Origin of the sequence: Komagataeibacter sp. SM21 (assembly GCF_041402665.1) — a bacterium.
GTDB lineage: Bacteria > Pseudomonadota > Alphaproteobacteria > Acetobacterales > Acetobacteraceae > Komagataeibacter > Komagataeibacter saccharivorans.
The window spans coordinates 1-11,694 of sequence record NZ_JBGLOV010000035.1 but is presented as its reverse complement, the minus strand read 5'-3'; the positions used below and the strand labels follow the sequence as shown (position 1 = coordinate 11,694).

11 protein-coding genes and 2 pseudogenes are annotated in these 11,694 nt (G+C 53.9%); 3 read left to right on the top strand and 10 right to left on the bottom strand.

The annotated features are described in order from the left end of the window. Window positions 1-127: 127 nt before the first annotated feature. The 9 genes and pseudogenes from ACBR42_RS16240 to ACBR42_RS16200 all read right to left on the bottom strand — a co-directional run. Window positions 128-553: pseudogene (locus ACBR42_RS16240) on the bottom strand (IS21 family transposase); the annotation flags it as partial. Between the two features lie 429 nt (window positions 554-982). Further along, complete coding sequence (locus ACBR42_RS16235) at window positions 983-1,915, bottom strand: AEC family transporter (RefSeq protein WP_371208715.1); 933 nt, start codon at window positions 1,913-1,915, stop codon at window positions 983-985. A 6-nt stretch (window positions 1,916-1,921) separates the two neighbouring features. Beyond that, complete coding sequence (gene citG, locus ACBR42_RS16230; protein WP_371208714.1) at window positions 1,922-2,800, bottom strand: triphosphoribosyl-dephospho-CoA synthase CitG; 879 nt, start codon at window positions 2,798-2,800, stop codon at window positions 1,922-1,924. After that, window positions 2,797-3,354: a citrate lyase holo-[acyl-carrier protein] synthase gene (citX, locus tag ACBR42_RS16225; RefSeq protein ID WP_371208713.1), complete on the bottom strand. Its 558-nt coding sequence runs from the start codon at window positions 3,352-3,354 to the stop codon at window positions 2,797-2,799. The genes citG and citX overlap by 4 nt, the downstream gene beginning before the upstream one ends. Then, on the bottom strand, window positions 3,354-4,871 hold the full coding sequence (gene citF / locus ACBR42_RS16220) for a citrate lyase subunit alpha (RefSeq protein ID WP_371208712.1): 1,518 nt from the start codon (window positions 4,869-4,871) through the stop codon (window positions 3,354-3,356). The genes citX and citF overlap by 1 nt, the downstream gene beginning before the upstream one ends. A gap of 11 nt (window positions 4,872-4,882) precedes the next feature. Further along, window positions 4,883-5,731 carry an aldolase/citrate lyase family protein gene (locus ACBR42_RS16215; protein WP_371208711.1) on the bottom strand — a complete coding sequence of 283 codons (849 nt, stop codon included), beginning with the start codon at window positions 5,729-5,731 and terminating at the stop codon, window positions 4,883-4,885. A gap of 14 nt (window positions 5,732-5,745) precedes the next feature. Continuing rightward, the gene (citD, locus tag ACBR42_RS16210) at window positions 5,746-6,042 is read right to left on the bottom strand and encodes a citrate lyase acyl carrier protein (RefSeq protein WP_371208710.1); all 297 of its coding nucleotides are present in this window, start codon (window positions 6,040-6,042) and stop codon (window positions 5,746-5,748) included. Then, on the bottom strand, window positions 6,039-7,118 hold the full coding sequence (gene citC, locus ACBR42_RS16205; protein ID WP_371208716.1) for a [citrate (pro-3S)-lyase] ligase: 1,080 nt from the start codon (window positions 7,116-7,118) through the stop codon (window positions 6,039-6,041). Before citC ends, citD begins: the two co-directional genes overlap by 4 nt. Then, entirely contained in the window at window positions 7,118-7,579 is a 462-nt protein-coding gene (locus ACBR42_RS16200) for a lipocalin-like domain-containing protein (protein WP_371208709.1), read from the bottom strand. Before ACBR42_RS16200 ends, citC begins: the two co-directional genes overlap by 1 nt. Window positions 7,580-7,739: 160 nt before the next feature. Between ACBR42_RS16200 and ACBR42_RS16195 the strand changes: the two genes are divergently transcribed. Both ACBR42_RS16195 and ACBR42_RS16190 read left to right on the top strand, forming a co-directional pair. After that, window positions 7,740-8,654, top strand: coding sequence for a LysR family transcriptional regulator (locus tag ACBR42_RS16195; RefSeq protein ID WP_371208708.1), 915 nt, complete (start codon window positions 7,740-7,742; stop codon window positions 8,652-8,654). A gap of 62 nt (window positions 8,655-8,716) precedes the next feature. Next, window positions 8,717-8,845, top strand: a pseudogene (locus tag ACBR42_RS16190) (IS3 family transposase); the annotation flags it as partial. An 88-nt stretch (window positions 8,846-8,933) separates the two neighbouring features. On the opposite strand, the gene ACBR42_RS16185 reads toward ACBR42_RS16190, so the two are convergent. After that, window positions 8,934-10,277 carry an IS1182 family transposase gene (locus ACBR42_RS16185; RefSeq protein WP_371208707.1) on the bottom strand — a complete coding sequence of 448 codons (1,344 nt, stop codon included), beginning with the start codon at window positions 10,275-10,277 and terminating at the stop codon, window positions 8,934-8,936. Between the two features lie 203 nt (window positions 10,278-10,480). On the opposite strand from ACBR42_RS16185, the gene ACBR42_RS16180 reads away from it, so the two are divergent. Next, entirely contained in the window at window positions 10,481-11,317 is an 837-nt protein-coding gene (locus ACBR42_RS16180; RefSeq protein ID WP_371208706.1) for an IS5 family transposase, read from the top strand. The last annotated feature ends 377 nt before the right edge of the window (window positions 11,318-11,694 follow it).

Sequence of the window (11,694 nt, the reverse complement as noted above, 5' to 3'; positions counted from 1 at the left end):
GCCTCTCTGCGGTACTACCTGCGACACTCGCAGGTAGTACCGCGTCCCTATCTCTTAAATCGTTCATGCTTCATAGCTGAACCAGGCCAGAAGTATTCAGCAAGGCGTCAGTCGCCGGGAGCTTACTCACCGCCCAGTCCTCGCCCCAGTCAAACTGGAAGGCTTCCCCAGGCTGGAAGCACAGGGGCACGAAAACACCCCGGCCCGTTGTCTGGCGTGCCTGGTGCTGTTCGTGTTTCCATTGGCGGATGAAAGCGGCCACCCGTCCGTAGGATCCATCATAACCCAGTGCCACAAGGTCTTCATGCAGGCGTCGCGCCGTGCGCCGGTTCTTGCGGGGGCGGGCGGCTTCCAGAACCAGCCAGCCTCTCAATTTGTCAGCAAACGGGTCCAGTCGGCTGGGACGTTCGGGAACCTGGAACCGCGGTTCAATGCTCTCTGCCCGGAGATATTTCCGGATCGTATTGCGTGACAGTCCTGTCCGGCGTTCGATCTCGCGGATCGGAAAATGATCCCGGCGATGCCACCGGCGGATCACACTCAGAAGCTCCATGTCAATCACTCCAAAAACCCCCAGCAGATGATGCCGGGGAGTGTGGAGGCATGGGTCAAATCTCGATGAAAATTTCCGCCCTACCCGGGTCAGTTCTCAGTGAAAATCAACAGCATATCCCTTTCTCGGCTGAGAATTGACGGCGTCTGAACACCGCCATGATATGCCGCCCCTCAGGGCATCACCAACTTTCGCGCGTTACTCAATGTTAATGATATTGCCAGTGCATTGATCGCGTATACTGGGCCTGACCGGCTCGATCGTCCGCACCGGCGCCATCGCCGTGGTCTATAGCGGCAGCAACGCCCCCACTCTGGGCTACGGCAACTCCTTCATGGTCGAGCTGCGCTTTACCATGACAGGGACTGTTTCAACTGCTTTCTGATAGTATCGACGCCTCCCCCTTCGGGGGGAGGCCACAGAAGATATTCAGGATGTCAGCGCGATTAGGGCCCCCATACTAAAAACAGCGGCGATGGTGGAGAAAAACACCGTAGACGCGGCCTCACGCTCCCCCTTTCTAATTTGACTCGACAGAATTACGATGACAGAGGCCGACGGCATCGCAAATGTCAAAACGGCTTCCCGCAGATAAAACGGCGACAGATGCGCCGCGAGTGCAAGGCCCCAAGCACCGAGCGGCACGACAACGTTTCTGATCGCAACCGATGTGATGACCATTCTGTTCAACACAGGTTTCATCAGGCACAGTAAAATGCCGGCGGAAAACATTGCGGTTCCCCCTGTCGTTTTACCGAGCATGGTCAAGGAAGTGTCCAACAGCTTCGGGACGGGCACGCCGACTAGAACCCAGAAAAATGCCAGCAGCGGCGCAAGGACGACCGGCTGCTTGAAGGCCTGCTTGAGATGCGAGGTCCATCCTCCCTCACCTCCAAGCGTCTCCCTATTATCGCTGGCCAGAAGAAAGAAAACAACTGGTATCAAGACGACATTAATGGTCAGACTCGCCAAAGACACGGCGAGCGCGCTTTTTTCACCAAACAGAAAACCCAATACAGCCGAACCAACGAATGGAACTGAAGGGTTTCCAACAGCAAGTGCCTGAAGCGTACTCAAGGAGACGGAGCGCTTGAAGACAAAGCGTGAAAGCCCGTACGTCAGCAGAAAGCTGATAATCATCCAGCCAATAATAATTGTCGCAAAGCTACCAGAATTGAGAATTTGCTGACGGTCAATTTTGGAAATACCGACAAACAGATCCATCGGCAGTGCGAATTTCAGCACCATTCGGTTGAGAGCAGTTGCTTGATCGCGATTGAACATACCACAGGCGGCACCCAAGTATCCCAACGCCATGGATAGGACCACAGGGAAGACAGCCCCACAAATAGTCTCTAACATACGACCTCACATTTTTGAAAAAGCTGCCTCAACATCCGTCAAGAAAAACAACACGGATAAAAGATCGGCGCTTCCGCCAGGGCTAATATTTTTATCAATAAACATCTCATTTATATTGAAAACATTTTTAAAAAAAGACTCATCATCAACAGAAGATGGAGTATTCAACGCCTCTTCTGCACATTTTCTGGAGAAATCAAGCCCAGCCAGGCCCGCTCTGGAGATAATATTTGTATCTTCATTTTTGGATATCAGAGACAGCAATGCGACAAGGTCTGCGCGACCGGATGGGCCATGTTCGGAAAGAGCCGAGAGATAAGCCGGCAGGGCATATGTCCGAACAGTGACAAAACCCGATTCCGCCTCTCCTCTGGCCCCGGCCAATCCGTATCGTCGATAAATCTTCTCGCCCGCCGTCGAACTAGATATGTTGCCCTGGCATCTGAAATCATTCAAGGTGATATCCTTGGAGATATACGCGACTTCTGTGCAGATTCGTTCAATGCCCAGTTTCTGCCCACCAGCCACGACTCTCCCGGCAGCCCCACACAGAAGGCCGAGAGAGAAAATACTCCCCTTGTGTGTATTGATCCCGCCTGTTTTCTGAAACATACGCCGTTCGCACGCGAGACCAGTCGCACGCAGAGCCGACAGTGTCCGATCAGGCGGTTGAAAGGCTGTTTCACATCCCTGCTGATAGAAACGCTCGAAAAAGGGCGAAATCGCTTCGATACTACACAGGAAAAGTGGGTAATCCATATCACGGTGGGCACCGCTATCATGGCGATCGACGAGGCCGGGCTTGGGGGTCAGATCAATCTCTCTGACCAACGCCTTTCGCGCTATCTCCGAGACTATCTCGCCGATTGTCATGATGGCGGTCATACCGATACCTCCTCTTCATAGAGGGATAGAATCCGCTTCATGCTGGCCTCCAGAACCGGCAAGGGGTGCTGACGGTTGCGTGCACAGAAATGTGCGTTTCCCTGGCAGGCCAGACATCGCCGCGCCGGCAGGCCAAACTGCTCCCGCGACACAACATTCATGCCTGGCGCGATCACATCCAGATCCCACAGCCGCCCGAGCGGATGCGTATCTTCGAGGTTTACGGTGATCTGCTTCAGCGCCTCGGATTCGACCCCTCTGACGACACAGAGCGCCTCCGGTCCTGCTGCCGAATGTGAGAGATGCTGCATATCGATCCTCAGACCTGCGCCGTCACACGCCGCATGGAGTGCCGTCACTCCGACATGAAACACGTTATCGATGAATAGAGACGATTTGACCGGCCCCGGAGACACGATTGTCAGCGAAATCAGAGAACACTCACAGTCCTCCAGCAGGAGATGCTGCCTGTACGCGCGCGCTTCCCTTGCCGCCAGCAGGGCAGAAAGAGGAACAGAGCCATCCGCCAACGCATCAGACCCATCTCTCGTCATTATCGGGCCACCTGGCGCACCACATCCATGACACTACCATCACGATACCGTACGACCGCAACGACCTTGTCCGTATAGGCGATCGGTTCCGGCTTGCCGGCTCGGCTGATGGCAAGATCTTTCAGTTCCTCGATACTCATGACCGGAAGCTTCGCGTCGCAGAGACGTTTTTCGAGAGCCTGATTATTGGGATTCACCGCTATTCCGTGATCAGTTACAACGACATCCACGGTGCTGCCCGGAGTCACGATCGTATTAACATGCTCGACCACACACGGCATCCGCGACCTGAGCAACGGCGTCACGATAACCGTCAAATTGGCTGCGGCGGCAACATCGCAATGACCACCTGACGCACCGCGCAGCACGCCATCAGAGCCCGTCAGCACATTGACATTGAAATCGATATCGACCTCCAGCGCACTCAGCAACACGACGTCGACACGATCGACATAAGCGCCCTTGGACGATGAATTCGCATATTCATTCGCCGAAATCTCGCAATGTGCCGGATTCTCTCTCAACGACTGTGCTGCGGTCACATCAAACGACTGCACGTCGGCAATCGCGCCGATCATGCCTTTGTTCAGAAGATCCACGATAGGGCCCGTCACGCCACCCAGGGCAAAACTCGCTTTGATGTTTTTTTCAACCATCTTTTCACCGAGAAAGATGGTCGTTGCGGTAGCGGCTCCTCCTGACCCTGTCTGCATGGAAAAGCCGGTTTTGAACAATCCGGAATGCTCGATTACAGAGGCGGCGATACGGGCCAGAAGCAAGTCGCGGGGGTTCTTCGTCAACCGTGCCGCCCCAACGCTGATCAGAGACGGATCGCCCACCTCGTCCACCGTGACGACCGCATCTACCTGATCCTGGGAAAGACTGGCGGGATAGTTCGGAAAATCCACTAGTTCCTGAGCCATCGCGATAACATACCGCGCGTGCGCGGCATCCACTTTGGCATAGCCGAGCGAACCACAGCTCAGTTCGCCATGACTGCCATTCGCGTTGCCAAACTCATCGGATGACGCCACCCCGAGGAACGCAACATCAATGGAAATTTCGCCCGTTTGAATCAGATGAACACGGCCGCCATGAGAATGCACCTGTACCGGCACATCCATCAAACCTTTGGAAACAGCCTCGCCCAGTTCACCTCGCAAGCCCGATGTAAAGATTTTAGCGATCACGCCGGAGCGGATATACTCAACCAGGCCATCATGGCAGTTCAGCAGAGAACTTGGTGCGATCGTCAGATTTTTAAAACCGAGATCAGATAACGTCTTAATGACATGCATCAAAACCTTATCGCCCTCCCGGAAGGCGTGATGAAAGGACACCGTACTGCCATCCTGCAAACCCGACGTACGAATTGCATCTTCAAGAGACGGAAAAAGCTTTCTGTGGCGTTTCGTGGACGGGCTCGCGAGTTGCGGCGATTTCGCAAATACACCTTCAAATTCTGGAAGGTTATTTCTGGAAGCGTATTCTGCGGCGCGCTGTTGATTGTATGACATTGAACCCTACCTCACGAATGATCGGATAGAAGAATGACGCGCTGAGCCTCGTGAATAACCGGCGGATCGATCATTTTTCCATCAAGGGAGACGACGCCGAGATTTTTTTCTTGGGCGTCCTTCGCCGCCTGAATGACCTTCCGGGCATAATCGACCTCGCCCGTCGTTGGAGCATAGGCCTTATGGAGAAGTTCGATCTGGCGCGGGTGAATGAGGGACTTTCCATTAAAACCAAGATTTTTGGCAATGGCGACCTCTCTCAGGAATCCCTCTTCATCATTGACGTTTCCATAAGCAACATCGAATGCATCGATTTTTGCCGCGCGCGCAGCATGCAACACGGTCGCCCGTGCATAGAACAATTCGGGTTCACTTCCGGAACTCCGCGATGTCTGCATATCCACCAGGTAGTCGAATCCCGCAAGGGCAATGGCGATCATGCGGGGCGTACATGCTGCAATAGAAACCGCATTGACGACACCACACGCAGATTCGATAGCTGCCATGATTTTCGTATCGCCTATGGGACGACCACAAGCCTTTTCGATATTTTCAATACGATTTTCAATTTCTTTTACGTCGGCAACGCTTTCCGTCTTGGGCAGACGGATCACCTCGACACCGCCGCGGACAGCCATGTCAAGATCATCTTCCCAGAACGGAGTTTCGACACCATTGATGCGCACGACAGTTTCGATGTCACCGTAGAGGTTAGCTTTCAGCGTATTGAAAACCAGAAGGCGCGCCGTATCCTTCTCGGCCAGGCTGACGGCATCTTCCAGATCGAACATGACGGAGTCAGGTCGATAAATATAGGAATTGGAGAGCATTCCGGCGCTGTCACCCGGAATGAACATCATGCTCCGGCGCAATCTCATGACACAACCTCGAAATTCACTTTATTTTCTCCTGCGGCCCGAAAGACCGCAGCCTGGACACGAGCCCGGATGACACAATCCAGAGCTCCCTGATCCTTTACATCGACAGCAACTCCAGTTACGCCGAGCTTTTCCAGAATCTCTGTTACAAGCTGTCGGATGGCCGCACCGTACTGTTTTTCGACTTTGCTCTGAAGCGTGAGTTGAACCTCATTTCCGTCATCAGGAGAAACCACGACCAGGATGTCACTCGACTCCAACGTACCGGCTATTCCTCTTTGCTTGATCTTCATGACGATGCATCCTTCCTTTTATCCGAACTCATGAAATGCCATTTGATAAAATCGAACGTTGAGCATGGCACCAGAGACCGGACAGATTCATATTGATGTTCTTTAATCAGCTCTCTAACGCGGGATGCTGAAACAACTTTGCCATCACATTTTATTCTTGAAATTTCTTCAAGCTGTATTGGTTTCTGCACGCAGAACGATTCTAAAAGATATTTTTTCAACACTCTATTATACATTCCAGTCGTTTTATCCAGCGGCTCGGTACCAACATATCTGACAGTAATACCGAGCGCCGGACCAATATACTGGCGAAACATCAGGGCATCGACAGCAGAAGCCCGCTGGTTCACCTGATCATCATCTTTAAGAAAATACTGGGGAAATGTAACGTGAGAGACGATATAGTCGGAGCCCTCATGGATGATGACGTTCGCAATATCGCAAAGCCCTTCTCGTACAAGATTGAGGCGATCTGGGTATGAGAAATAAGACACATCCTCCCTGACCAGAAAGACATGTACCCAATCGCACTCCCTGCATGCCCTTTCGACCAGATAACGATGCCCGTTCGTAAACGGGTTGGCATTCATGACGACACTACCGACCCGACCACCTTCTTTCTTTTTTCTGGAAAGATTTTTCAGATAATCGGACAGTCTGTTTCTATTATACTCCATGAATGTGACAGCCCCTGGAATCTCCACCAGGGGAGAAAAGCCCCACCTACGAAACCTTTTAGAGTTTCCTTGTTTTGTATAAAGAAACAGATCGTCGTAACCTGCCTCCAGTCCCTGCTTGACGATCTCGGTACCGACCTTGAGACTTAACTCCGTACCCCGATATTTCTTATCGACGCATACACATTTAATAACATTTTCATCAAGCCCGGCACAGGCTACAATCCGTCCGTCGTCCAGGCTTGTTGCCAGCACGAATTTTTTGATCGCCCTATCTATTTTTAATTCATTCGCAAATAGAAACCGTTCGATGTCGAGCCAGAGGGATTGAAGATCCCCCCCACTGACCACGCGCAATTTCGCATCGGCGAAGAGGGACCGTATTGCGAGTGACAACATCACTGCGTGCGAGCGAACCTGATGATGCTGCGTGACATCTGATCTTTGGCCCAGTTTGGCATCGTGCGCCACGGTGTCACAACATGTGCGGTGTTACCCGCGATGGTGACCGTACGACGCTGCTCGGTTCCGACCCATTCCGGTGCCCACGCCGTCTGTACACTTGTTACCCACTGGTTTCCTTCGATCCTGTAACGCCCGATATAGGCGACAAGGGTGCTCATCAGATGAGCGCGCTCTTCATCTGTCGTGGCAGGCTCACGCCCGGTCCCTTCAAGATTGAAAGCAACCCAACCATCTTTAGTAAAAATGACTCGTCCTCGCGGATGGTCTCCCATCGCATCGATAAATTCGCCGGTTGCCTGCAGCTCCACTTGATACGAAACCAGCGTCCAGGTTCCCACGATCTCTTGTGCCAGTGCCTTTTCCTGCTCTGGCCTGACCTGCAGCGAGGCGCTCATCTTCAATATCCCATCAATTTTTCTCAAGCCGGATCATATTCAGAATGGGGCGCTTGGCCACATGCTTTGGACGCAAATAACTATTGCGTGTGAAACAAATATCTTTATGTCATCATCCTATGAGGATAACGCGACTACGACCCGCTTCAGGAACAGAAACATGGCCTTGGACGATCTGACGGATGTCGCTTTTTTCATGCATCTGGTTGATGCTGGCAGTGTAACGGCCACAGGTAAGCGACTGGGTGCCTCTCCGGCAGCCGTTTCCCGAAGGCTGAGTCGACTGGAGACACGGCTGGGTATCGCTCTCGTCATACGCAATACACGGCATTTTCATCTCAGTGACGCCGGGCAATTATATTATGATGGTGGAAAAAAAATCGTTGAAGAAAGCGAACGGCTTGAAGCCGAAGTGATTCAATCGGATCAACTCCTCCAAGGGTCGCTCAGCATCGGAGCCCCCCTCGAACTCGGGCGAAACAAGCTGGCGCCGTTCATTGCGGACTTTCATGAGAAACACCAGGGCCTTCAGCTCACTCTTGCTGTGGCTTCCGAAGGATCTTATGATTTTGCCGATTATCTAGACATCATCATTCGTCTCGGCTTGCCGGAAGCGACCGGCACGATCGTTACGAAAATCGCCTCAACTGTCCGGGTGCTCTGCGCATCTCCTGAATATATCATAAAAAACGGCGAACCACGCACACCGGACGAGTTACATCAACATACCTGCCTTTGCCTGAGACGTTACAAAACCATGGAAGTGATCAATCAGTGGGTTCTTGAAAACAAAGAGCATTCTCACGTTATCACCGTCACGCCTTCGCTCAGCAGTACAAACGCGGAAATCATTCACGACTGGGCCTTATCGGGCAAAGGCATCGCATACAAACTCTTATGCGATGCACATGAAAATCTACAGAATGGAAGCCTTGTACGCATTCTTCCGGCATATCAGGGCGAAGCGGTATCCCTCTATGCTGTTCTTCCATCTAGGAGCCACATCAAGAAGAGCGTGCGCTTGCTCCTTGGCGAGCTGAAAAAATACATAAAAAACTCGATGTTTTTCGACTGAAATCCCGAAAATCATTTCTGTTCCGTTAGATTTCAATATCCGGTATAGCGACCCGGCCGACGCGCAAAGTCTGGCATCAGATGCGCCGTGAAGGCATTGAGGTGGCTAAATGCACCGTGGAACGCCTGATGCGTGCCATGGGCCTGGCCGGCATTCGGCGAGGAAAAAAGACGGTCACGACCATCAGTTCGGGGTCGGTACATAGAACGGGCACAGATATACGCTAGCAGCCTGTCGGGTTTGGCATTTTGCGGCTGATACCGCCGAGGCTGACCCGGCTTAAGCTGCCTGAATCCGAGCCATTCTTTTGCAGTTATATGCGAGAGCGACGAGTGTCCATTCGGTCGTGACTTTTGCAAGGCCGCGCAGGCTGAATCTTCTGAACCCCATAACGCTTTTGATAATGCCGAAGACCGGCTCAACGGTCTGTTTTCGTAGTCTGTAAATATCTCCGGCTTTTGTGGTTTCCATCTTTTTCTTCATGGCCAGCCGCCAGGGTTCGGTGATCCGGCGCGGTTCCCTGTCTTCAGGAGGCGGCCGGAAGTCGTAAGGCCTACGGGGACATGGCCGTTCAATGGCAACCAGTGGATCGATGCCTTTTTTCCGCAGGTCCCGGACGGCCTGCCCGCTGGCGTAACCGGTGTCGGCGAGAACCGTTTTCGGGAGACCGATTGTATTTTCCATCGACAGCACCGTGCCGACAAAGGACGGCGCGTCCGCTGACGTCGCGACAACGTCGGTTGTCACGATCAGTTGGCTGCCTTCGGCGCAGACCACGGCCTGGGCATTGTAGGCCTGCCGGAACTCGTGGGCGTCCGAACGCCGCATGAGGCGGCTGTCGGGATCGGTCAGGCTGATCTGTCTCTCGGGTGGTGGTTCATCATCCGGCGGTTTCGGCGCCCGGCCGCGACGCCCTGTTTTTGCGTCATATGCGGCTTTTTTCTGCTCGTATGCCGGTCGCGCTGCCTCAGCCTGCGCCTTCGCGTCGGCCTCCAGCCGGGCGCAGGCTTCGTCCAGCTTCGCTTTCAGCGTTTCCCGTCGGGCAAGCTCTTCCGGCAAGGCCTGCGGATCACTGTCTGTGGCGTCCGCGTGCTCTGCCTGTTCCATCAGTTGCGCGATATCCACCGCCAGCTGTTCACGTAGCGCCTTGATCCGGTCGTAACGCACCGAACGGTATTTCGAGGCGTCGGCATCGATTTTGGTGCCGTCGATCGACACCACGCCCAGACGCAGCAGGCCCATCTCGCGCGCCAGAAGCAGAACCTGTGCAAATGCAGCTTCAATGGCCACCCGGTTTGTCCGGCGGAAAGCAGCAATCGTGTCGTGATCCGGGTGCAGGTTCGCCGCCACGAAGCGCACCCCGATATCGCGATAGGTCGCCCGCTCGATCCGGCGTGAGGAAAACAGCCCGTTCGCATAGCTGAAGATCAAAAGGGCCAGCATCAGGCGCGGATGATACTGCGCCTTGCCGCCCGTGCGCACCGGAACGGAAAACGCACCCATCGGAACCCGCTCAACGGTTGCGACAATGAAATGCGCCATATCGTCCGCCGGAAGCCACGACTTCAGATCAGGCGGCAGAAGATACGGCTGAGATCGGTCAAAGGGAATGAAGCGGCTCATCCCAACATACTATACCCTCGCCGCTTCAGGGGGTACCCCAACCCGACAGGCTGCTAAAAGACATGAAGACGGCCTCGAGGATGTCTGGGGCTGTCTTTTCAACATCGATAGTCATTGATGGGGCCTCTTAGAGCCCGATCCGAAAGTTTTTGAACAATACCAGCCTGTTGTGATTCATCCGTCTTTGCGAAGAGATGGAGTGAATGGTGACATGGACTGGTATTGCCCGACGTGAACATAGCCGGGAAGGGTTGCGATATCCATCGGATATGACGGATGGGGAGTGGGCTTTGATCATACCGTTTGTGCCCCCGGCGAAACGGGGCGGTCGCCCCCGCACGACGGATATGCGCGAGGTGGTCAACGCGATGCTCTACATAGCCTCGGCCGGGTGTGCGTGGCGCCTGCTGCCGAAATGCTTTCCGCCGGTCTCGACCGTCAGGCGCTATTTTTACGCCTGGCGTGAAGCCGGAGTGTTCGAAGATATGAATACGGTGCTGGTCATGAGCCTGCGCGAGATCGAGGGGCGTGAAGCCTCTCCGAGCGCGGGCGTGATTGACAGCCAGTCGGTGAAAACCACAGAAAGTGGCGGGCTTTCGGGCTATGTCGCGGGGAAGAAGGTCAAGGGCCGCAAGCGCCATATCGTGACGGATACCTGCGGCTTCCTGATCTTTCTCCTCGTTCATGCAGCCGACATCCAGGACCGTGATGGGGCGGTTGATGTCCTGGCAGCGATACGCAGGCGCTTTCCCTGGCTGCGCCACATCTTCGCTGATGGCGGCTATGCTGGCGACAAATTGCGATCCGCGCTCGCCTCCATGGGAAAATGGACGGTCGAAATCATCAGGCGGTCCGATACGGCGAAGGGCTTTCAGATCCTGCCGCGCCGCTGGGTGGTTGAACGGACATTCGCCTGGCTGGGACGGTGCAGGCGGCTCGCCAAAGACTGGGAACAATCCATTGCTTCCTCAACCGCATGGACATTGATCGCCTCGATCCGAATGCTCACACGACGGACAGCAAGGCACTGTCAGGGTTGAAAAACTTTCGGATCGGGCTCTTATGTATGCTCACAGATAATCGGATTTTATCTATTTTATCCTGTCACGATAGGAACTAATGAGACAGCCTGCGATAATTTTTTCAGCGTTTTTCGATACGCGTTGAAATAAAAATTAACGCTGTTGACATGAGGCCGAACTGAACCGCTCCGGGCTTCGCGGGGACAATTTTGCACAAGCCACGTCCGCTATTTGGGAACGTGTTCCAACTCTTCGACGTCTGAGATGAGGCGGAAGCCGCCGCTGCGCATCTCGCACTTCGCAAGTGCGGCCGATCTCTCGCGCCGTCAGTCGAAGGACGCATCACACCGGGAGAGTGTGGCTTCGTCTCCGGTTCGCATTTAGCGTGTCTTTCC

Bases quoted from the DNA above. Each gene is read 5' to 3' on its own strand.
- ACBR42_RS16185 (WP_371208707.1), bottom strand. From the start codon at position 10,277: ATGAGCCGCTTCATTCCCTTTGACCGATCTCAGCCGTATCTTCTGCCG.
- ACBR42_RS16215 (WP_371208711.1), bottom strand. From the start codon at position 5,731: ATGATGTTCATTCCGGGTGACAGCGCCGGAATGCTCTCCAATTCCTAT.
- citG (WP_371208714.1), bottom strand. From the start codon at position 2,800: ATGACCGCCATCATGACAATCGGCGAGATAGTCTCGGAGATAGCGCGA.
- ACBR42_RS16235 (WP_371208715.1), bottom strand. From the start codon at position 1,915: ATGTTAGAGACTATTTGTGGGGCTGTCTTCCCTGTGGTCCTATCCATG.
- citD (WP_371208710.1), bottom strand. From the start codon at position 6,042: ATGAAGATCAAGCAAAGAGGAATAGCCGGTACGTTGGAGTCGAGTGAC.
- citF (WP_371208712.1), bottom strand. From the start codon at position 4,871: ATGTCATACAATCAACAGCGCGCCGCAGAATACGCTTCCAGAAATAAC.
- citC (WP_371208716.1), bottom strand. From the start codon at position 7,118: ATGTTGTCACTCGCAATACGGTCCCTCTTCGCCGATGCGAAATTGCGC.
- ACBR42_RS16200 (WP_371208709.1), bottom strand. From the start codon at position 7,579: ATGAGCGCCTCGCTGCAGGTCAGGCCAGAGCAGGAAAAGGCACTGGCA.
- ACBR42_RS16195 (WP_371208708.1), top strand. From the start codon at position 7,740: ATGGCCTTGGACGATCTGACGGATGTCGCTTTTTTCATGCATCTGGTT.
- citX (WP_371208713.1), bottom strand. From the start codon at position 3,354: ATGACGAGAGATGGGTCTGATGCGTTGGCGGATGGCTCTGTTCCTCTT.
- ACBR42_RS16180 (WP_371208706.1), top strand. From the start codon at position 10,481: ATGGTGACATGGACTGGTATTGCCCGACGTGAACATAGCCGGGAAGGG.